The organism is Geomonas diazotrophica (genome assembly GCF_018919385.1).
GTDB lineage: Bacteria > Desulfobacterota > Desulfuromonadia > Geobacterales > Geobacteraceae > Geomonas > Geomonas diazotrophica.
The window spans coordinates 12,596-33,958 of the sequence record NZ_JAHLMF010000014.1 but is presented as its reverse complement, the minus strand read 5'-3'; the positions used below and the strand labels follow the sequence as shown (position 1 = coordinate 33,958).

The window sequence follows — 21,363 nt, the reverse complement described above, 5'->3', positions numbered from 1 at the left end:
ATGAAGATCCTGCACGTCATAGACAGCGGCGGGCTGTACGGGGCGGAAACGATGCTGCTCAACCTGATGCGGGAGCAGGTGGCCCTGGGGCTGGAGCCGATCCTCGCCAGCATCGGCGAGCCTGGCTGCCTGGAGAAACAGATCGAAAGGGAAGGGGCGCGGCTCGGTCTCCGGGTCCAAACCTTCCGCATGCGGCCCGGTCCCAACCCGGCCGGAGTCCTCTCCATCCTGCGCTATGCCCGCCGGGAGGGGGTCGACCTGCTCCACTCCCACGGGTACAAGGGGAACATCTTTTTCGGCCTGCTCCCCCGCTGTCTGCGCCGGCTGCCGCTGGTAAGCACGGTACATGGCTGGACCTGGACCGGAGGGCTCAACCGGATGCTGCTCTACGAACGCCTGGACGCCCTGGCGCTCAACGGTGCCGACCGCGTCGTCCTGGTGAGCGCGGTGATGCTGCAACACCCCCGGCTTCGTTCCCTGGCTACCGGGACCACCGCCATCGTGGAGAACGGCATCGCTGGGCCGGGGGAGCCGGACCAGGAAGAGCTCGATCCTGCGCTCGTCTCCTTCATCACGGGCGGGTGCACTATTGGAGCGCTGGGGAGGCTGTCACCGGAGAAGGGGTTCGACCTGTTGCTCGAGGCGCTTGCTGCCCTGGTTGCCGGCGGGCTCGACCTCCGCCTGGTCATCCTGGGAGAGGGGGGGGAGCGGGGTGGGTTGGAAGCAGCGGCACGCCGGCTCGGTGTGGCCGACCGGCTCCTCATGCCGGGCTACCTCCGCGATGGCAAACGGTATATCCCCATGTTCGGCGTCTTCGCCATGCCCTCCCGCACCGAAGGGCTTCCCATGGTGCTGCTGGAGGCCATGCAGGCGGGCGTGCCGATAGTAGCCAGCCGGGTGGGGGGGATACCCGGTGTCTTGCAGGAGGGAAACTGCGGAGTCCTCGTCGAGCCAGGCTCCAGCGCTGCGCTGGCCGACGGAATCCGGGCCGTCCTCGGCAATCCCGCCCAAGCCGCGCAGAGGGTAGCCGCCGCCGGCGCCATGGTCGCCGAGCGGTTTTCCAGCAGGGCCATGGCACAGAAATATCTTTCCATCTACGCGGGGCTGGTATGAGTACCGTCCTCGCCTGACGAGTCGGAGCGACCGTGAAGAAGCAGCTGATCCTCAATTCCTGTTCCGGTGTCATCCTTTACGCCGTCAATATCCTGGTGGCGTTCGTGATGAGCCCGGTCGTCATCCGTGCCCTCGGCAACCGCGACTACGGGGTATGGGAACTGGTGATGAGCGTCGTGGGGTACATGGGGCTGCTCGACCTGGGGGTGGGGCCTGCGCTGGTGCGTTTCGTCGCCGTCGCCAGCGGCAAGGAGGACAGGGACGACATGCGGCGTACCATGAGCACCTCCTTCGCCTTCTTTCTGGCCGTCGGCGTCGCGGTTGTGCTCGCTTTCATCCTGCTCGGCTATTTCCCCTACCTGGTCGGCGGGAAGGAAACCGGCGAGATCGCCAACATCGGTACCGTGTTTCTCCTCTTCGGCCTTAACGCCGCGCTGGTGCTGCCGCAGCAGGTGTTCATCGCCACGCTCATGGGGGTGCAGCGTCACTATTTCATCAACCTCTCCCGGGGGGGGCTGGCGCTTTTGCGAGCCGTCCTCACCTTTTATCTCCTCAGGATGTACGCCGGGCGCGGGTTGATCGTACTGGCCCTTTTGGAGCCGCTTTTCTCCCTGGTGCAACTCCTGCTGTTCGCGGCGGCGGTGCAGCTCGATCCGCAGCTTCCCCGCATGTCCCGCTCGGCGGTCAGCTGGGGCAAGCTCGGGGAACTGTTTTCCTTCGGTGTCAAGAATGCCACCATGCAGGTGGCAGGGCGCCTCCAGAACCAGAGCGTCCCCTTCATCATCGGTCATGTGCTCGGGCTTGGGACCATAGTCTACTTCGCCATGCCCAACCGCCTCATCGACTACGCCAAGGGCCTCGCGCTTGCCATAGGCTTTCCGCTCACCCCCTATTTCAGCTCCACCTATGGCAAGGGGGTGCACGACGAGCTGGTGACGTCGTGGCTCAACACGTCGCTTGCGCTGCAGATCGTCACGCTGGCCATGCCGGTCGCCATCTTCTACTACGGGGAAACCTTTCTCGCCCTCTGGATCGGCAGGTCCTACGCCGTGGCCGGGCGGTGGGTGCTCTACTGCCTGCTGGTGGGGCTTGTCGCCGACGCCCTGGCCAGCAACGCCTTCCGCATGCTGACGGCCCAGGGGCAGCACGGGCGCAGTGCGCTTGTGTGGCTCGTCATGTCCGCGCTCAGCATCCCGCTGGGGATCGCGGGTGCCCGGGTCTGGGGGGTGGCCGGGGCGGCCTTGGGCACGACCGTTACCATGGTGGTCGGCAACCTGGTCACCCTGGTGATGACCTGCCGGCTGATGAAGCTCTCATTGCGCGATTACGCCCGGCAGACGCTGCAGCGGCTGTTGCTCCCCTTGCTTTTTTTTGTCGCTGCGGCGCAACTGCTCGCCCGGCTGTTCCCGGTTTCCGGCTATGTCATGTTGATCCTGCAGCTTGCCTGCGGCGGGGCGATCTACCTCGCCGCGGTCTGGTTCCTCACCCTGCCCGCCGACACCAGGGGGCATTTCACCACCCAGTTCAAGTCCCGATTTTACCGGTCGGCAGCGGCGGGGTGATGCCGCTAGCCGCCACGGTATGCTCCCGGTTCCGGTGAGCGATAGAGGAGATGTCAGCAATGGTAGATTACGGTCTGGTCAGTATAGTCACGGCAACGTACAACATGGCGCAGTACCTCCCTTTGACTGTGGAATCCGTTCTGGGGCAGACGTACCAGAATCTCGAGCTCATCGTGGTGGATGACGGCTCCAGCGACAATACGTCCGAGGTCATGGCGCGCTTTGCCGCGGAGCCGCGCGTAAGGTACATCCGGCTGGAAAGAAACTGCGGGCAAACCGTCGCCAAGAACCGTGGGCTTTCCGAGGTCAAGGGCGCCTTCGTCGCTTTTGTGGACGCGGACAATCTCTGGAAACCGAACAAGCTGGAGCGGCAGCTGCCGCTTTTCGTGGCATCAGAAAGGACGGGGGTGGTTTACTCCGATGCGGAGTACATAGACGGTTCCGGAGCTGTCCTCCCCTATATCGAGAGAAAGTATCACGACGGCGACATCACCGCGAAGCTGCTCCTGAGCAACTTCGTCAACTTCAATTCGGCCGTGGTCCGAAAAGAGGTGATCGACGAGGTCGGGGGATTTGACGAGGCCTTGGCCATGGGGATCGACTGGGACTTGTGGTTGAGGATTTCGGTGCGGTACCGGTTCAGGTTTTTGCCCGAGCAGACCTATTCCTACCGGCTCTGGGAGAACCAGATGTCGCATCAAAAGGTGAAGCGCCTGAAAAACGCGGAGAAGATCCTGGAAAAATTCCAGAGGGCGTATCCGGACGCCGTGCCCGCCAAAACTCTCGATGAGGCCAAGGCGCTCCTGTATGCCGACTATGCCTTGCTGGAGCTTAAGAACGGTACTAAAAGCGAGGCGATGACACAAGCCGTACGCGCTCTCAAGATGAGACCCGACAGGTTGCAGTTTTGGAAAACACTGGTCAAGGTTATAATTGGGTAAGCGGCACTCAAAAGGAACGTCTTATGGACAAGGGGCGCGAACAATATCTGAAGTACGATCTTTATCGTTACTTCTACGACGAGGAAGATTCTCCCGACATCTCGCTGATAAAGAAGATAAAGATAATCCTTCTGACTCAGGCGATATGGACTTTAATCGTGTACCGAGCAGGATTCTGGTGCGTGAGGAACAGGGAGAGGTACGGAGGGCTTCCAAAGCTCGCTCTTCCCTTCCTGACCATACTGCAAAAGTTCGCCGAAGTGGCGACGGGCATGGAGGTCCCCTTTACCGCGAGAATCGGCAGAGGCCTCTACATCGGGCACTTCGGGCAGGTCATTCTCTCCACTCGCACCGTCATGGGGGAATTCTGCAACATCTCCCAGGGGGTGACCATCGGCCAGGCCGGCCGCGGAGGCGAACAGCACACCCCGGTCATCGGTAACCGCGTCTACATAGCTCCGGGCGCCAAGATCTTCGGCAAGCTCAACATAGGCAACAACGTCGCCATCGGTGCCAACGCAGTCGTCACCAAGGACTTGCCCGACAACGCGGTAGCAGTCGGTATTCCCGCAAAGATTATCCATTATGGATCGAGCCGGGATTTCATCGTCTTCGACGAAAAGAGAATGGGGCTCCGAGACAGTGATGCGGCAGGTTAAAAACAGTATCAAGACGGCCATCGTCGGCAACAGGATGCTTCGGGGCTTGCTGAACAGCGCCACGGGCGACTTCCCCAAGATCTTCGTCTACCACAGGTTCGCCCGCTCCCGGCAGCCGGGAAGCGATGCTCTTGCTGTTGACGAGTTCATCTGGCAGCTGGAGCAGTTGAGGAGCGGGTTCGATGTCATGACGGTGGCCGCGTGCCTGGGGCATTTCGAGCGGCACGGACGATGGCCGAAGCAAAGCGCCATAGTGACGGTAGACGACGGCTACCGGGACTTCTATGACATCGCCTTCCCCGAGCTGGCAAAGCGGGGCTTGCCCGCCACCTTTTATGTCACGACCGGGTTCATCGACCGGCACGTGTGGCTGTGGCCGGATATGCTGGAACATGCCTTTTCCGTGACCCATGCCGATAGCCTGACACTCGATCTCGGCGACGGAGTCGCGAGCTTCCCTCTGCATGGTGGTGACGCGAAGAGGCAGGCGTGGAGCGCGGTAAGCTCCCATTGCCTGAAGGTGGCCGACCACGAGCGAAAGGCGCTTATCGGTTCGGTCCTGGCACAGCTTGGCGTGGTGCTGCCGCCGCACCCCCCATCCGAGTATGAGGCGGTGACCTGGGACCAGCTTCGTGACATCGGCTCTCACGGGATCGAGATCGGCTCCCACACCGTGAGCCACCCCATCCTGTCCCGGGTGCCGCTGGAGGAACTGGACCGGGAAGTGAGGCTGTCAAAGAGGCGGTTGGAAGAACAACTGGGCTGCGAGGTCAGCACCTTTTGCTATCCCAACAGCAGCCCGCATGACATCAACGAAGCCGTTCTCGGCAGCGTGCGCCAGCACTATGCCGGCGCCGTCTTCGGCATCGACCTGAAGCGGTGGGACCGTCACATGCTGCCACGCATGGGGGTGACCGAGGACCGGGAAGACTTCTTGTGGAAGCTCTACGGCGGGGAGTCTTTAACTGGTGGATGATCAGAGGTGTGGCATGTCTGACCTGATATATCGCGACTATGCCCCTGCGGATTTCGGCAACTGCCTCGAACTGCTGCGAACCGGCCATACCGACGAGTTCGATGCCAGGCGCTTTGGGTGGCTGCACCTGGAAAACCTGCTCGCGCCGTCCCGGATCGCCGTTGCCGAGTGCGGCGACCGCATCGTGGGGATGTACGCGGTGATCAGGAAAAAGGCGCTGTTCGGCGACTGCTCCTATGTCGCCGGCCGCGATGTCGATCCGGTCGTGCATCCCGATTTCAGGGGAAAAGGGGTCTTCTCGGGCCTTCTGAAGCACGGGCTGGAGAGTTTCAAGGACATAGACTTCTATTTCAACTTTGCCAACGACTTGTCCAGGGGGGGCTTCATAAGGAACGGGTGGCGGCAGATCGGGACGCTCAGGGATTACGTGTACCAGGTCGGCTGGACCCGGCTCTTTTCCAGGCAGGCGGCGCTTTACCTCCTGAGCAGGTGCCATTACCGCGCCGCAAAGGCGGAGCCTGCTGTCGAGCTCGAGTTCGAGGATCTGCGGGATCTCCCCTTTAGCCTCAGCGCCTTGAGCCGGTGCGGTTTCACCGTGGAGCGCAGCTTCGGGTACCTGCAATGGCGTTACCAGCGTCATCCTTTCAACCAGTACCGGTACATAGGCGCCCGGGCCGATGGGCGGGTGACCAAGGTCGCCATTATCAGGATCGACAGCCGCAGCCGCGAGTTCGTCCTTTGCGACTTTCTGTGGTTGGATGATGTGCAGCCGACCCTGGATTTTCTGTTTTGCCATCTGCGCAGCCTGGGGTGCGACTTCAAGCTGAAAATGTGGCACACCTACCCGGGGAGCGTCACGGGGCAGTTCATCACCAACCGGATGAGGTCCGGCCACCAGGGGCAAGGATTGCTGGTCAGATCGGGGAGAGTGGCCCCTGAGGGGCTCTATGACATCTCCAAATGGAACATCACCTTCGGTGATGCGGAGATCATGTAGTGGGCAGAGGTGAGACCTTGAAGGATCTCCTATACAAGGCGGCTGCCGGGATCAACAGGCTGAAGGGCAGCCGCGGTTCGATCAACCTGCTCATGTACCACGAGGTACTGCCGGCTGCTTGCGCCATCGAGGCCTGGACCGTGGTGCGGGAAGAGGAGTTTGCCAAGCAGGTCAAGTTCCTCAAGGAGAACTTCACCGTCATAGCACTGGACGACGCCCTCTCCCTGCAAGCCTCGGGAAACCCGCTGCGCGAGGACTTCATGGTGGTGACCTTCGATGACGGATACGCCGGAAACTACGAGGTGGTCTTCCCCATTGTCCAGGCATATCAGTTCCCCGTAACGGTGTATGTGGCGACCAGGGGGTGCCAGGGCAACGGAAATTACTGGTTCAACGATGTCATTGAGTCGCTTCAGGCTCCGAAGGAGTATCGGGTAGACCTGTCCGCGTTCACGGGGAAGCAGTATCGTGTCAGCCGTCATGCCAAGGGGGAGCGCAAGTGGGACCACATACAGGGCCTGCTTCAGGACTTGAAGAAACTACCCCGCACCGACCTGGAGCCTGCCGTCAAGTCGCTTCTGACGCAGGCGGATGCGGCACCGGAACGGGTGTTGAGGCATCTCACGCCGGCGCAGGTTAAGGAGATGTCGCGCTCGCCGTTGGTGACCATAGGTGCGCACACTCACTGTCACAGCCTGTTGCCGTCGCTCTCCCGCGACCAAATCGGGGCGACCGTCTCCCAATGCAGGGAGCTGTTGGAAAACTGGACCTCGGCAGCCGTCGAGCACTTCGCGTTCCCCAACGGGGACTATGACAACGAAGCCATCGAAGTCATTCAAGGCCTCGGATTCAGGAGCTGCGTGACAACCAAGGCGAAGCCGTGGACCAACGAACCGGTCTTCGAGATACCGCGAACCGGCGTTGGCAGATACGACTCCGTGAACAAGCTTGCCAACCAACTCTACAGCCACTAAAGGCGCTATGATACCTAGACGACTCAGAATTGTTTTTATACTGGATGACTTCAGAGGCCCGTCCGGTGGAGGGACCGAGGTTCAGTTCATCAACCTGATCAATTCCCTCAGTCGTGACGAGATCGATCCCCAGGTTGTCGTTCTGAGGGAAACCTCCTACACACGCAACCTCAAAGACTATCCATTCAAGATAAGCTGTCTGGATATCAAAAAGATCTTTTCAGTGAAGGCACTGGCGGCGATGCTCTCCTTCTCGCGACAGCTGCGCAGCGAAAAGGTCGATGTAGTGCATATCTTCTTCAACGATGCATCGATCCTCGCGCCATTGTTCGCCAGGTTGGGGGGGGGCAGAGTCGTTTCGTCCCGGCGTGACATGGGGTTTTGGTACACCCCGGCGAAACTCGCGTGCCTGTTTCTGAGCAATCTGTTCGTCGACGGCATGGTTGCAAACAGCAATGCGGTGAAGGCGAACGTCAATCAAAGGGAAAGGTACCCGTTGGCGAAGGTTCACGTAATCTATAACGGGATCGACATGGGGCGCTTTGCAGCCGCCATGGGGGGCGGTCTGAGGGGCTCGCTGGGGCTTGGCGCAGGTGACGCGATCGTGGGGATGGTAGCAAACCTCGACGGGATAAAGCGGCACCAGGACCTGATCCGGGCCTTTCACCTGGTGGCGGGGGAATTCCCGGCGGCGCATCTGGTTCTTGCCGGGCACGGACCTGAGGAATCATCGCTGAGGAAGCTGGCTGGGGAGTTGGGGATGACCTCGAGGATCCATTTCCTGGGAAGCGTCCGCGACGTCTTGCCCGTGATAGCCGACCTCGACGTCGCGGTGTTGTGTTCCGAATCCGAGGGGCTTTCCAATGCCATAATCGAGTGCATGGGGTGCGGCAAGCCCGTGATCTGTACCAGGACCGGAGGCAACCCTGAGCTTGTTGCGGAGGGCGTCAACGGGTACCTGGTGGACGTGGGAGACGTCACCGGGCTGGCGGAAAAACTGAGGCTTCTCTTGTCCCAGCGGGACCATGCACGGGAACTCGGCCAGAACGGGGCGCGGCTGTTTGCCGACCGGTTCAGCATCAAAAAGATGGCGGACGAACACCTCGCTCTTTACCGGCGACTGGTTCAGGGGGGAGGGGGGAGAGTATGAGCTTCATGAACTTCCTGAGGAAGAACGTTTTCGACCCCTTGTACTGCCACTATACGAGGAGTCCGCGTCGCTCTTACTGGCGGGAACTGGAAAAGTCACAATTCCTGACTGAGAAAGAGCTCCAGGACCGTCAGCAAGAAAAGCTGAAAAGACTTGTCGAATTTGCCGGCAAGGAAAACGCCTTTTACAGTCAACGCTTCGAGAAGGCAGGTTTTTCGACCGGCAGACCCTGGACCTTGGACGACTTTAAAAGAATTCCCGTTCTCACCAAAAAAGAAATTCGTGAGAACTCCGCTAGAATGATCAGTAACGGATATGACATTGACCGGCTGATGCACTTCAAAACAGGGGGGTCCACGGGCAAAAGCCTGGATATCTATATCACCGAAGAGTGCAGCGAGTTGCGAAATGCCTGCGCCAGACGTCATGACAGGTGGACGGGATGGGAAGTAGGAGAGCCGATAGCTGCAGTTTGGGGCAACCCTCAGCTTCCCACCACCCTGAAGGAAAGGATTAAGGACACTTTGCTGGGCCCGGTTATCTATCTCGACACAATGTGTGTGAACAACGCATCAGTGACCGCCTTTGTTCGCGAGTGGGAGGCCGTCAAGCCGACCTTGCTCTTTGGCCACGCGCATTCCATCTTTTTGCTGGCGAGATACCTGCGTCAGTTGAAAATCGAGCATCTGAGGCCCAAGGGGATCCTTTCCACATCGATGATGCTGCTCCCGCACGAGCGGCAGTACATCGAGGACGTCTTCCAGGTAAAGGTGACCGACCGCTATGGTTGTGAAGAGGTGAGCCTGATCGGGTGTGAGTGTGAGGAGCACCAGGGAATGCACCTGAATACGGACCATCTGTTCGTTGAATTTTTGAAGGAAGACGGTACCGCTGCGGGGGGGGGGGAGGCAGGGAACCTGGTGATCACCGACCTCATCAACTATGCGATGCCCTTTGTAAGGTACAGGGTTGAAGATGTCGGGGTTCCTTCCGGACGCAAGTGCTCCTGCGGCAGGGGATTTCCCCTGATGGAGCAAGTGGTGGGACGGACAGCGGACTTCCTGGTCAAACCCGATGGTTCCCGTGTCGCCGGCATTTCATTGATAGAGAATACCTTGACGAAGTACAAGGGGCTTGACCAGATGCAGATAGTTCAGCACTCAATCGATTCTTTCACGGTCAATCTTGTTACCGGGCACGGCTATGAACCGGAGGTTCAGAAGCAGCTTGCCGAATTTCTTTGTAATACCTTTGGAAATATAAATATCAGGTTTGTGGAACTGGAGACAATCCCGCCGGAATCTTCTGGCAAATATCGTTTTTCGATTTGTGAGGTACGACGGTGATGGTGCTCACATCTTATAACACAGGCACAACGTCAGTCTACGGTGAAGAAATATATCCCAGGATCGGCACACCTATTGTCGCTTTTTTCTGCGGTTACGTCCTTATCTGGTATTTGCAGATAGGTTACCGCATTGCTGCGTTGGGAGCTATTCGTTTTGAATTCTGGTATGCCTTTGTTCTTGGCATCGTTGCCGTGGTGTTCACCCCAAAAATTGAGCTGAATCATAAGCTGGTGTTCTATGTCCTCCTTTATTTCTTGATATTGCTGGTGCAACTACCGTTCTCGCACGACTTTAACCGCTCATACGACATCTTCGTTGATCGCATTTTGAAGTTTTCGGCCTTGGCTTTCTTCATCGTTTGTTTTGTGAGAAGCCCTAGGCACCTCAAATTTTTCTTGGCCGCTTTCCTGCTTGCCTGTTTCAAGATGGGCCAGGAAGGGCTGTTGGGGCGGGTAACGGGTTCACTGGTGTGGGAGAACCAGGGTATCATGAGACTTCACGGCACAACACCGCTCTACACGCACCCGAACTCCCTGGCTGGAATGGCCTTGGGGACCTTGCCTTTCGTACATTTTCTTTGGCCTTTGTCGAACAAGAAGGTAAAGGCCCTCCTGGCGGTTCTTTATCTTTTCTCTCTCAACATCGTACTATACACGGGCTCCAGGACCGGATATGTCGGTCTCATCATCTTCCTCCTTTTTGTCCTTTTCGCTTCAGAAAACAAGAAAAGGGTATTGTTATTCACCTTCGCTGCAATGATCATTTGCGCGCCCCTCGTGCCTGCAGATTACTACGAGAGGTTCCAAAGCATCTTCACCCAGCAAGAAAAAGAGGGGCACTCGGCCGAGGCGAGGATCATGATCATAAAGGATGCAGTCCAGGTGTTCGCGGAGCACCCTCTGGGGATAGGCATCTCGGCGTTTCCAAAGGTCAGAATGGAGAAGTTCGGGCGTTTTCAGGATACCCATAACTTATATCTCGAAGTAGCTACCAATCTCGGCATCCAGGGCTTTATCGTGTTTTGTTTGCTACTTTTCTCCCTGTTTAAGACTCTGCGTGGCATCCATGTTTGGGCTGCCGCGAACCTGCATCTTCTGCCCGATCCCAGTTCGCAGCTTTACCAGGACCTGATGCTGATAAAGCAAGTGGCCTTGGCAACGAGTTGTTTCATAGCCATTCGGCTAGCGCTTGGTATGTTTGGCATGGATCTCTACGAAATCTACTGGTGGTTCGCCATTGGGGTGACCATAGCCTTGGCCAATATGGCCAGACATCTGTCCGCGTATGACAGGGTTGGAATAAGATACTAAATGATGTGTGATCGAAGCCGGTTCATTTGGAGTGCTATGTTATGTTCAGCTATTTGCACAGGTACGTAATCTTCCCTGCTGTGTTTTTGGCCAAGGGAATCCGCTATAAAGAAGTTGCAGCCTTGTTGAAAGTTCAGGAGCAGGATGGATACCGCAATGTCGGCGAGATCCAAAAGGCTAAACTCGCATCGATCATTTCCGCGGCCAATCGCAATCCATTTTATATTGGCCGACTGACAGACGGGGGCGATGCACAGAAGACCGGCACCGATTTCTTGGCGTCGCTGCCAGTCCTCGAAAAACAGGAACTCGACCAACTGTACCGCTGCAGCGCAGGTGACCGGACTTTGGCGGTAAGAGATACTGCGGGGACAACTGGTCATCCCGTCAAGGTGCGGGTAGACGTCGACGCCTTGTCATGGCAAGTGGCAACGAGATATCACTTGTATGGCTGGCATGGTATTGATCTTGGCGACAAGGAGGCGCGATTCTGGGGGCGGCCCGTAACAAGTTCTTCTTACATGCTGAAGGATTTCCTTTTGAATCGAAAGCGTTTTTGCTTCCACCATAAGGACAGGCAGCAAAACATGTCCGAGTATGAGGCACTGTTAAAGTATCAGCCCAGTTACTTCTATGGATATTCGTCTTTGATTTTGCAGGCTGCCATTTTCTTCGATCAAGAAAAACTGCCCAAACTCCCACTAAAGGCTGTCATCTGTACCGCGGAGACCATACATACCTTCCAGACTGAGTTCATCGAGAGGGTCTTCGGCTGCCCGGTCGTTGTCGAGTACGGATGCTCAGAGTCGGATATTCTTGCCTTCCAGTGCGAACAGGGATCCCTGCATCTCGTCTCCGTCAACTCCGTAGTGCGGCAGGACGTGGGTCCCGGGCACGAAGGCGAGGTGATTTACACCGATCTCAACAACCGCGTCATGCCGTTGATCAATTACCGTCTCGGTGATGTTGCCACCATCGAAGCCAGTCTTTGCCAGTGCGGACGCGCTCTTCCCGTTATTAGGTCCTTGCAGGGACGGTCTATCAATCAGCTGATCCCAACGACGGGGGGAGGGTTACACGCCGTTTACGTGGCTTATGCCATCGAGGAGGTCTGCCAGCGCGGTTTTGACGTGAGGCGCTTCAAGATCTACTACAGCAAGGGCCGATTGGAGATAAAGGTTGACTTGGTAGGCGATGAAGCAAAGTTCGTCGCAGCTATACGGCCGCCGCTCGACAAGATTCTAAACGGTGAGATCGGCTATGATCTGGTTTTCGGCTCTATTCCTTTGGATGAGGGCAGGAAGTTCAGCTACTTTGAGATGATTGATTGATATGACTCTCTACAGGAGGGAGTACTTTTGGAGACGCGCCTTTGGATAACATGGGAGAATCAGAGAAGATCAGTGGAACTCGCGAGAGCTTTCCAATGCGAGTTGCACGTGATCGCTGGGGCAGGGGCATTCAGGCACCTCGCCTGCTGTCTCAAGACAATACGGCTGCTGATGATATCTCGGCCGTCTTTGCTCTTTGTCCAAAATCCCTCGATGATCCTGGCAGCCGTAGCTTGTCTGTATCGGATTTTCACGGGAAGGAGGGTTGTTGTCGACAGGCATACCACTTTCCGCCTTAACAGGGGACGGGAGTTTTCTTTAGATTACCTGGTGTTCCTGTTGCTGCACCGTTTCACCTTGAAACATGCCGACTTTACTATCGTGACCAACACCTTTCTTGCGCAACTCGTTACCGATGCAGGCGGTCGTCCTTTAATCCTGCCGGACAAACTTCCTGATGTGGCACCTACTGCACGTCCAGAGCTCCAAGAGGGATTCTCTGTTCTTGCAATTTCATCCTTTGGGGGTGATGAGCCGATCGGGCTGATCTTTCAGGCTATGCAAAGCCTCGTCGGTGAAGACATTACGCTTTACGTGACGGGGAACTTCAAGAAGTTGTTCCCCGAACTGACGGAAGCGTTGCCTCCCAACGTCAGATTCACCGGGTTCCTCCCGGAACAAGAATTCATAAACATGCTCAATGCTGTCAATGCCGTTATGGTCTTGACCACCGCCGATCATTGCATGCTCTGCGGTTGCTATGAAGCTGTGTCGGCAGCTAAACCACTGATCACGTCCAACAAGGCGGTGCTTGCGGATTATTTCGATCGGGCCGTACTGGTGGAGAATTCAACAGACGGGATCGCCGCCGGGATCCGCTTCGTGCGGGACAATCTTCCTGCCTGCCAAAGGGAGGTCCAAGTCATGAAAGACGAGATCGAAGTGAAGTGGCAGAGTTCTTTCCAGTCCGTCCAGGCGGCTCTGGAGGTGCAGTGATGAAAGCGGCTAACCTCTTGGAATCCTTCTACGACTTCTGCTACAAGTCTATAAAATCGTTGCCCGGGGTGGTGACGCCCTATATACGGCGCCTGATCAGGTTTGCAGCACTGCCGTACTACTATTTCTTCAAGATCAGTTGGGAGGAATGCCGGCGTTCGAAGCTTTTAGTGGCCTACGACCTGCTCTACATATTTTTCAAGCTCAAATACTATCCTGACAATTACTCCTTGTGCCGACTGTGGGAACTGGATAGATCGCAGTGGAAGTTATATTACGGTTCCATCTACGATCCCTACCAGAAACAACGGCTCAGCAGACACGTCCAGAGGCCGGAATATTCAGTCCTATTCGAGGACAAGGAAGTCTGCTACCTGCTTTGCAAAGCGGGCGGCTTCCCCTTGCCTCGGCAGTACGGCTGCATCGATCCAACGGAAGACCTTGCCACCAAGTTGAGAGAGATGTTCTCCTGCGGCGGGGGAGAAAGGATGATCATCAAACCGGTAGCAGGCAGCGGAGGTCACGGTATCTTGCTGGCTTCTCAGGACAATGGCGAGATCGTCATTGCCGACAAAGAAAGAAAAGTTCCCGTAGGAGAATACGTCATCAAGACCAGATGCGTCGTTCAGGAGTACCTGGCACAGCATGAATCGTTTAACCGTCTTTCGAATGCTTTCAATACCATCAGGGTCGCAACACTTCTAGCCCACGATAACTCTGTGATAATCGTAGGGGCGTTTATACGTTTTGGACTTGGCGATGCTTACGTTGACAATCTATCATCCGGTGGAATTGCAGTGGGAGTCAATATAGAAGATGGAACGCTCATGGAGCGCGCCAATGATTTCAATTGTAGGGTCTACTACACACATCCGGCAACCGGAGAGCCGTTCAACAGCATCAAGATCCCGTTCTGGGATAAAGTGACTGCCTTAGCTAAGGAGGTACAGCTGTTTTTTCCATTTTTCAGGTTCATGGGACTCGACATAGGGGTCACTGCCACCGGTCCAGTTGTGATAGAAATCAACCCTTTGCATGACAACGTTGCTCTCGAGCAAAGCTATGGCCCGATATTGAGACATGCGTCGGTCCTGCAGGAGTTCAGGCATTACGACTTGCTGGTCAACAACTCTTTTGCTCAACGTTGAAGAGCTTTAAACGCCAACGTAGCCTCCTCGCTGACCACACCCTTACTTCTGAATCACGGTCCCTTTAAGGTTCGCCGGTGCAGGTGGCAGCCCGCTAAATGACACTGATATTGGATTACTGACATTCCCCAAAGCGTCTATAACGAAGAGATAGGCCGGTTCAGTGCTACTGAAAGAGCCTTGATTCACCTTGAAAGTTATCTGTCCGTCGCTCCATCCCTGCGGCACCTGTATTTCCCTATGCTTGCAGCTGTCGTACACTGCGTTGTCGCCTATCTCCACACGGGACCACGTCGTATCGTAGTAGACTTCAGAGTAATATATGGTGGTTTCGCTTTGGGGGTCGTAGTCGGTGTTTCCCAGGTACTTGCCGATCTGTAAGTTGTTAAACCAGGGGAGAGCCCCATATCCAGCGGCCACCATCATCACGTCGCTTCTATTGATAACCAGGGTGTCGTCAAACCACACCTTCAGCGTTCCGTTGGCCGCCCCTTCCGTGCCTACATCGATGGCCATCCGGACGTGTACCCATGCACCATCGGTAAAGTTTATGGGAGAATACAGGGACGGGCCCACCGACGGTGCTGCAAATACCGGAAAATATGTGCTTCTGTTTCCAGTTGTATATCTCCAGGCGTAGGTGTCGATCAACGGGTACCCGTCCACCCCCGGCCCACCAGTCGCAGAGGCGGCGGAACCGTTTCCCGTCTGGACTTTAAGGAGTTTGAGCTGGTGTTGGGGTTGCCCCGATGTCTGCACAGGCATCTGGTACCACATCCAGTAGTCCACATAACGTTTTGTGCCGGTTACCGGGAGGCCCTGCTTGTATGCCAGATCCTGCAATGGAGAGGTGGCCCTGGTGAAATGGAATTTCGCGGAGTTTACGCTGTTGCTGTGTCTGAGCTTTGCAGAGCTCAACTGGGGCTTGTCATAGTCGGGATTGTCGCTGTCGACCAACCACCCCCTGGCACTGAGGAGGTCACCATTGTTTCCAACGGAAAAGTCATCCCTAACCAGTGGTGCAGGTGTCGCTTTCTGGCCGAAGTAGATCCCGTTGATGGTTGCCAGAGTGTCATGTTTTAGCTCGCCAGTGATGGAGGTAACGTTCGGCGGGTTTAAAACTGCTGAGTACACCGGGCTACGAACATCTATGCTTGAGGCTATCAGGACTAGCACCAGAAACGTCATCACCCGGCAGAATTTTTTATTAATGTAGAGTCGATTGGAGGGCATTGCCTCAACACGATTAGGTCTCATTTTGTTCTCCCTATCCCATCACTCTGGACGGTATCATTTCCTATTTTGGGGGGACGGAACGGGTAAATGCCGTTGCCGCAACCATCTGCTCATTTTTTCTTTCCCGTTCTAGTAGTGTTCTTCACCGTCACGTACGTGCTCGCCGATTGCCCCACGTTGCCTGCGGCGTCGTAGGTCTTAGCGGTCAGGGTGTAGCTTCCGTCCGGGTAGGCGGTCGTGTTCCAGCTGTAGGAATAGGGTGCCGTGCTGCTGGATCCCATCAGCTTGCCGTTTTGGTAGAACTCCATCCTGGTTATGCCCACGTTGTCGGTCCCCCCCCCGCTTATGGTGACAGTGCCGGAGACGATCGAGTTGTTAGCCGGCGAGGTGAGCCACGCCAAAGGGGCGATGGTGTCGCTTGTGACGTTGGAGACGGTGACCGTTGCACTTTGCGACGCCCCCACGTTGCCTGCGGCGTCGTAAGCCTTCGCGGTGATGGTGTAGGTGCCGTTGGCGACCAGAGCGGTGTTCCAGCTGAAGCTGTAGGGAGCTGCGCTGCTTGTGCCGATGAGGGTGTTGCTCTGGTAGAACTCGACCTTGCTCACCCCCACGTTGTCCGTAGCGCTGGCTGTCAGCGCCACGGTGCCGCTTACCGTTGAGCCACCAGCCGGAGAGGTGAGGGTGACGACCGGGGCTGTGACGTCGTTGAAGACGTTGACCGTGGTTATCTGCGATTGCCCAATGTTCCCCGCGGCATCGTAGGCCTTTGCGGTGATGTTGTACACGCCGTTCGCGACGGTCTTCGTGTTCCAGTTATAGGTATAGGGCGCCATATTGGTGCTGCCCAGAAGAGCATTGTTCACGTAGAAGTCGACCCGGCTCACCCCCACGTTGTCCGTGGCGGAGGCGGCAATGCTCACTGAACCGCTTACTGTGAGGTTGTTGCTGGGCGAGGTCACAGAGACTGTGGGTGCCTGGGTGTCGTTGGCGACGGTTACCGTCACGCTCTGGGACTGGCCGACGTTGCCTGCCGCATCATAGGCCTTGGTCATGAGGGTGTAGCTTCCCGGCGCAAGCGCGGTGGTGTCCCAGGAAAAGACATACGGGGACGCCGTGTCGGTGGCCTTCAGGACACCGTTGACATAGAACTCTATCTTGGTCACCCCGACGTTGTCCGTAGCATCCGCGGTTACCGAGACGACTCCGGCTACCGTGGTTGAAGTGGCGGGGTAGGTGATGGAGGTGACAGGGGGCTGCATCTCCGGCACCGATACTATGTTGGAGTATGTGCTTTCGATGCCGCTGGCATCGTAGGCGGTCACCGCGAAGCTGTAGGAATGGGACGGGTCGAGGTTGGCAACGCTTGCCGTGGTTGCTGTCTGCACGTCGATCGGGGCGGGCCCCAGAAATGGGGTCGTCTGGGAGTCGGCCTGGTAGTGGACCTTGTAACCCACCACCGAGGCGTCGGCCGAGGGGTCCCACTGCAGTGAAACCGTGGAAGCGGAGGCGGTTGCCGTCATCGCGCCCATGGAGAGTATGGCGGCGAGCACCGAGTTGACGCAGAGCTTTTGCAGCCGCACCACGTGGTTGATTTGGCTTTTGCGGGCGAAGCCTTCGGATACGATGACTTCACCGAGCCGCTGGCCGGTCTGTTTCTGTCTGGCCAGGGCCTGATCCAACTGTTGCCGGCTGATCTGGCCGGTTGCCACCAGCAATTCGCCCAAGCGCAGCGGGTTGCTTGCCGGGCTTTCCTGGTTGTGCTGCAGGTCCAATAGACCTTTCAACTGCAACTCGGTGAGCATGCCCAGGCGGACGAAGACCTGGCCCAGTCTCTCGCCGCTTCGATGCTGCTCCGCTATCGCCTCGTCAAGCTGTCTGGCCGTGATCTTTCCGGATTGCACCAGCAGGGCGCCCAAAAGCTGTCTTTGCCCGGCTGCGAGCTTGACCGCGTCTTCCAGGCTGGTCAGGTGTTCCTGGACCATAAGGGGGGCACCGATGTCGCTCGGACTCAAGACGCCCATCCTGACCAGGACCCCGCCGAGAAGTTCGTGGGTCTGTTTCTGCTGCTCCAGGGCGCGGTTGAGGGCGCGCCTCGATACGAATTTCCCGTCTATCAGAATCTGCCCGAGGGCGCGTCTAAAAAAGCTCCGCATGATCAGCTCCTTCCTGCGGGACATAAATGCGTCCCATAGCGGCTTGTGGTCGACAGTGGCCTGGATCAACATGGCTGATATGAAGTGGCGTCGATCGAGTGCGGCTGGTCTTCTCCCTTTTCTAACTGCTGTATCTTACAAAGACAAAATGCAATCTGCCCGGTGATGGTTGACACAATTCTTGACTTTTATTCTCTATTTGTCAAGGGTTTAGCTGGTTAGAGCCTGCCGTTGTGAGCGCACTAATGGCGTTCTCCTAAAGAGAGATATGCGCTCTGTCAGTACCGGTCATGACCCTGCCCGAATTGGTCCACCGGCTGTTCACTCGAGTCATGCCGCTTATTGGAACGGTGTGCATCGCTGTTACTGGGGGCGGAACCTGAGCGCGACCGAGTTCCGGGGGCGGGGAGTCGGTGGACGGAAGCACAGGATGGTTTGTTGGTTATTTATAATCTGTTGCACCGCAATAGCGTATCCGATATCCGAGAGGGGTCAAGCAGGGGCTGCGTGACGGCATCTAACCGTTTAATCGATTAAAAAACGGACATAATTTTCCTCGATTGTGATTCAAATCACCAACTTTGTTGCGCTGCTCTGATAAAAGGAAACCTACAATTTGGGTACACGACAATACTAAACCATCCGCGAGGGTGGGACGGAAAGCCTATAGGGTCTCTCTGAGACAGCCGGGTCGCCGAAATGCCTGCACTACAGGTCTTGGTGCCCGGTTTTTTTGTGTCTTGAGCACGGGCTCCGCCTCTCGTGGAGGTCCGTGTTGAAAGCACAGCATGTTCTGCAGTTGCTTGTTATTGCCTTTTTTCTCGTTCTTGTTCCTGTCGCAGCTTTCTCCTCCAGCGTGAACCTTCAGTGGGACCCTTCCTCCGACCCCGACCTCGCCGGGTACCGGATTTACTACCAGGCCAACTCTTCGTCCCAGCCTTTCATCGGCAGCGGCGCCGTGGAAGGGGCGGCCCCTGTCGATGTCTCCACCACTACCACGGCTTCCATTAGCGGCCTCGATCCCGGCAGCTCCTACTATTTTGCAGTAACCGCATACAATTCCAGCGGCGTCGAGAGTGTCTACTCGAACGTCGTACAGGTGAAAGAGATGGTCCCTCCGGTTGTGGGGATCACGTCACCTTCGGCGAGTGCGACCGTGACCGGCTCTGTTGCGGTCTGGGTCAGCGCCGTCGACAACGTCGGGGTGAGCAACGTGGAGTTGTACGTGAACGGGAACCTCCTGGCCAGCGGCAATTCCGCCCCCTATGCGTTCAACTGGCCTACTGCCTCACTTGCCCCGGGCCAGTATACCCTCACAGCAAAGGCGTACGATGCAGCCGGTAACGTGGGCACCGCCGAGGAAGTTGTCTATGTTGCCGGTGATACGGTGGTCCCGACCGTCACCATAACCGGGCCGACCAACAACAAGCAGGTAAGCGGCACCGTGGCAGTGACGGCCAGCGCCACCGACAACGTCGGAGTGACCGGTTTCGCCCTTTACGACAACTCGACCCTTATCTACGCCGCCAACCAGGGGACACTCAACTACAACTGGAATACGGCCAGCGCCGGAAACGGGAGCCATACCCTCGTCGCCATAGCCTCCGATGCTGCCGGAAACGCCGGCTCCGCCAGCGTGATCGTAAACGTGGCCAACGATCTTGTCCCCCCAAGCGTCAAAATCATCTCCCCTTCCTCACTGGTACTCAACAACGCCAACCTGAAGGTCGCCGCTTCGGCCCAGGACAACGTGGCCGTGGTCAGGATGGAGGTCTTCCTGGATGGGGCGCTGCTGTTGGGCACCAACTCGGGCTCCATCAGCGCAACGGCCAAGGTCGGTGCCGGCACCCATACCGTCACCGTCAACGCGTATGATGCTGCGGGAAACAAGGGGAGCAAGGCGGTCTCCGTGTCCAGGTAGTTCCGCTTGTAGACAGAGAACGAAGCGGGCACGGGATGAGATCCTGTGCTCGGTTTTATGGGAACAGATGAGTTGATTTTCACTATAAATCAAATATTATGCCCACCCGACGGTGGGGTGCTCCATCCAACCGAATACAGGTAGACGATAATACTAAACCATCCGCGAGGGTGGGACGGAAAGCCTACAGGGTCTCTCTGAGACAGCCGGGTCGCCGAAATGCCAAGTACTGGTGCTGCGGTCCCGGCTTTTCTTTTTCCCTCCTTCCCGGCGAGAAACGCACAGGGCCCAGACCGATCCTTGGGAGTCAACGATGGAAGTATCTGGAAGGGCGGTTTTTTTGTCTCTGTCCGCGTTGTTTTTGTTATTGCTGTTGGCCACCCCTCATACAAGCCTTGCCGCCGCGGTGACGCTGGCATGGGATCCCAGCCCGGACGCCGATCTCGCGGGATACCGCATTTACTACCAGGCCAACAATAGCTCTCTTCCCTTCCAGGGAACCGGAGCCGTTGAAGGAAGTGCCCCCGTGGATAGCGGTAAAGTCACCGTGGCGAGCATCAGCGGGCTCGACCCCGCCAACTCCTATTACTTCGCGGTAACCGCTTACAATTCGGGTGGACAGGAGAGCGTCTACTCCAACATCGTACAGATCCCCGAAACACTGCCCCCCGTGGTCAGCGTAACCTCGCCCGCCGACAACACCTCCGTAGCCACAACCATCGCCATCAGCGCTGCAGCGACCGACAACGTCGGCATCGCAAAGGTGCAGTTCCTGGTGAACGGCACCCAGGTCTATGAAACCAGCACCGCTCCCTACACCTACACTTGGAACGCTGCGGCACTCCCCCCTGGCAGCTACGCCATTGCAGCCAGGGCGGTTGACCTGTCGGGTAATGAGGCTGTCTCCAAAGCGGTGAACGTTTCGGTAGTCGGGGACGTGATCTCGCCCACCGTTTCACTGGCGGCGCCCCCTTCCGATGCTGCAGTAGCCGGGACGATCAACGTATCGGCAACCGCCAGCGACAATCTCGGTGTTGCCAAACTCGAATTGTCCATCGACGGCACGCTTTTGCTGAGCAGCAACCAGAGCCCGGTAAGCTATACCTGGAATACCACCGGCTTTGCCAACGGCAGCCACCTCATCAGTGCCCGAGCCTACGATGCAGCCGGAAACAGCAGCGTTGCGTCGGCGACGGTCCTAGTAGATAATGGTACCAGCCAGACCGCCTCGGCCTCCACCTCGACCTCGACCTCGACCTCGACCTCGACCTCCACCTCCACCTCCACCTCGACAGCGGTTCCGCTTACGTTGGCAGACGCGCAGCTTGCCCTGCAGGTCGCCTCTGGTCAGCTAAGTCCCACCGTCGAGCAGACTCAACGCCTGGACCTGGCACCCTACGTGAACGGCCAGTCACAGCCCAACGGCAAGGTCGACACCGGCGATGTCGTGGTCATCCTCGCCAAACTGACCGGAAAGCTGTGAGAGGAACAAGTGATGAACCTACCGGCTCAAAGGTGGCCAGATCTGCACCAGGAGCTGAAGGAGG

General features: G+C 57.2%; 17 protein-coding genes and 2 riboswitches. Of the genes, 15 read left to right on the top strand and 2 right to left on the bottom strand.

Annotated elements, in window-relative coordinates; genetic code table 11:
- The 13 genes from KOM00_RS15435 to KOM00_RS15375 all read left to right on the top strand — a co-directional run bounded on the left by KOM00_RS15435 (position 1) and on the right by KOM00_RS15375 (position 14,506).
- Positions 1 to 1,113, top strand: coding sequence for a glycosyltransferase (locus KOM00_RS15435; RefSeq protein ID WP_216499835.1), 1,113 nt, complete (start codon positions 1 to 3; stop codon positions 1,111 to 1,113).
- 32 nt (positions 1,114 to 1,145) lie between these two features.
- On the top strand, positions 1,146 to 2,675 hold the full coding sequence (locus KOM00_RS15430; protein ID WP_216499834.1) for a lipopolysaccharide biosynthesis protein: 1,530 nt from the start codon (positions 1,146 to 1,148) through the stop codon (positions 2,673 to 2,675).
- 59 nt (positions 2,676 to 2,734) lie between these two features.
- Positions 2,735 to 3,616 (top strand): glycosyltransferase family 2 protein, encoded by an 882-nt coding sequence (locus tag KOM00_RS15425; protein ID WP_216499833.1) that lies wholly within the window; start codon positions 2,735 to 2,737, stop codon positions 3,614 to 3,616.
- Positions 3,617 to 3,639: 23 nt separating this feature from the next.
- Positions 3,640 to 4,275: a serine O-acetyltransferase gene (locus KOM00_RS15420; RefSeq protein ID WP_216499832.1), complete on the top strand. Its 636-nt coding sequence runs from the start codon at positions 3,640 to 3,642 to the stop codon at positions 4,273 to 4,275.
- Positions 4,262 to 5,251 (top strand): polysaccharide deacetylase family protein, encoded by a 990-nt coding sequence (locus KOM00_RS15415; protein WP_216499831.1) that lies wholly within the window; start codon positions 4,262 to 4,264, stop codon positions 5,249 to 5,251. Before KOM00_RS15420 ends, KOM00_RS15415 begins: the two co-directional genes overlap by 14 nt.
- Positions 5,252 to 5,264: 13 nt before the next feature.
- A complete protein-coding gene (locus tag KOM00_RS15410) occupies positions 5,265 to 6,248 on the top strand; it encodes a GNAT family N-acetyltransferase (RefSeq protein WP_216499830.1) in 984 nt (327 codons plus the stop codon).
- A gap of 17 nt (positions 6,249 to 6,265) precedes the next feature.
- Complete coding sequence (locus KOM00_RS15405; RefSeq protein WP_216499829.1) at positions 6,266 to 7,222, top strand: polysaccharide deacetylase family protein; 957 nt, start codon at positions 6,266 to 6,268, stop codon at positions 7,220 to 7,222.
- A 7-nt stretch (positions 7,223 to 7,229) separates the two neighbouring features.
- The gene (locus tag KOM00_RS15400; protein WP_216499828.1) at positions 7,230 to 8,372 is read left to right on the top strand and encodes a glycosyltransferase; all 1,143 of its coding nucleotides are present in this window, start codon (positions 7,230 to 7,232) and stop codon (positions 8,370 to 8,372) included.
- Positions 8,369 to 9,718, top strand: coding sequence for a phenylacetate--CoA ligase family protein (locus KOM00_RS15395; protein ID WP_216499827.1), 1,350 nt, complete (start codon positions 8,369 to 8,371; stop codon positions 9,716 to 9,718). Before KOM00_RS15400 ends, KOM00_RS15395 begins: the two co-directional genes overlap by 4 nt.
- Positions 9,718 to 11,031 carry an O-antigen ligase family protein gene (locus KOM00_RS15390; protein WP_236027015.1) on the top strand — a complete coding sequence of 438 codons (1,314 nt, stop codon included), beginning with the start codon at positions 9,718 to 9,720 and terminating at the stop codon, positions 11,029 to 11,031. The genes KOM00_RS15395 and KOM00_RS15390 overlap by 1 nt, the downstream gene beginning before the upstream one ends.
- Positions 11,032 to 11,072: 41 nt before the next feature.
- The gene (locus KOM00_RS15385) at positions 11,073 to 12,362 is read left to right on the top strand and encodes a phenylacetate--CoA ligase family protein (RefSeq protein ID WP_216499825.1); all 1,290 of its coding nucleotides are present in this window, start codon (positions 11,073 to 11,075) and stop codon (positions 12,360 to 12,362) included.
- A 72-nt stretch (positions 12,363 to 12,434) separates the two neighbouring features.
- A complete protein-coding gene (locus KOM00_RS15380) occupies positions 12,435 to 13,358 on the top strand; it encodes a glycosyltransferase family protein (protein WP_216499824.1) in 924 nt (307 codons plus the stop codon).
- Entirely contained in the window at positions 13,358 to 14,506 is a 1,149-nt protein-coding gene (locus KOM00_RS15375) for a sugar-transfer associated ATP-grasp domain-containing protein (protein WP_216499823.1), read from the top strand. The genes KOM00_RS15380 and KOM00_RS15375 overlap by 1 nt, the downstream gene beginning before the upstream one ends.
- Before the next feature lie 42 nt (positions 14,507 to 14,548).
- Here the strand turns inward: KOM00_RS15375 and KOM00_RS15370 are convergent, their stop codons facing one another.
- Both KOM00_RS15370 and KOM00_RS15365 read right to left on the bottom strand, forming a co-directional pair.
- Complete coding sequence (locus KOM00_RS15370; protein ID WP_216499822.1) at positions 14,549 to 15,763, bottom strand: hypothetical protein; 1,215 nt, start codon at positions 15,761 to 15,763, stop codon at positions 14,549 to 14,551.
- A gap of 89 nt (positions 15,764 to 15,852) precedes the next feature.
- The gene (locus KOM00_RS15365) at positions 15,853 to 17,895 is read right to left on the bottom strand and encodes an Ig-like domain-containing protein (RefSeq protein ID WP_216499821.1); all 2,043 of its coding nucleotides are present in this window, start codon (positions 17,893 to 17,895) and stop codon (positions 15,853 to 15,855) included.
- Between the two features lie 622 nt (positions 17,896 to 18,517).
- Positions 18,518 to 18,594, top strand: a riboswitch (cyclic di-GMP riboswitch).
- A 157-nt stretch (positions 18,595 to 18,751) separates the two neighbouring features.
- Between KOM00_RS15365 and KOM00_RS15360 the strand changes: the two genes are divergently transcribed.
- Together KOM00_RS15360 and KOM00_RS15355 are read left to right on the top strand one after the other, a co-directional pair.
- On the top strand, positions 18,752 to 19,816 hold the full coding sequence (locus KOM00_RS15360) for an Ig-like domain-containing protein (RefSeq protein WP_239031628.1): 1,065 nt from the start codon (positions 18,752 to 18,754) through the stop codon (positions 19,814 to 19,816).
- A gap of 142 nt (positions 19,817 to 19,958) precedes the next feature.
- Positions 19,959 to 20,035, top strand: a riboswitch (cyclic di-GMP riboswitch).
- Positions 20,036 to 20,129: 94 nt separating this feature from the next.
- Positions 20,130 to 21,299 (top strand): Ig-like domain-containing protein, encoded by a 1,170-nt coding sequence (locus KOM00_RS15355; RefSeq protein ID WP_216499819.1) that lies wholly within the window; start codon positions 20,130 to 20,132, stop codon positions 21,297 to 21,299.
- Positions 21,300 to 21,363: the final 64 nt, after the last annotated feature.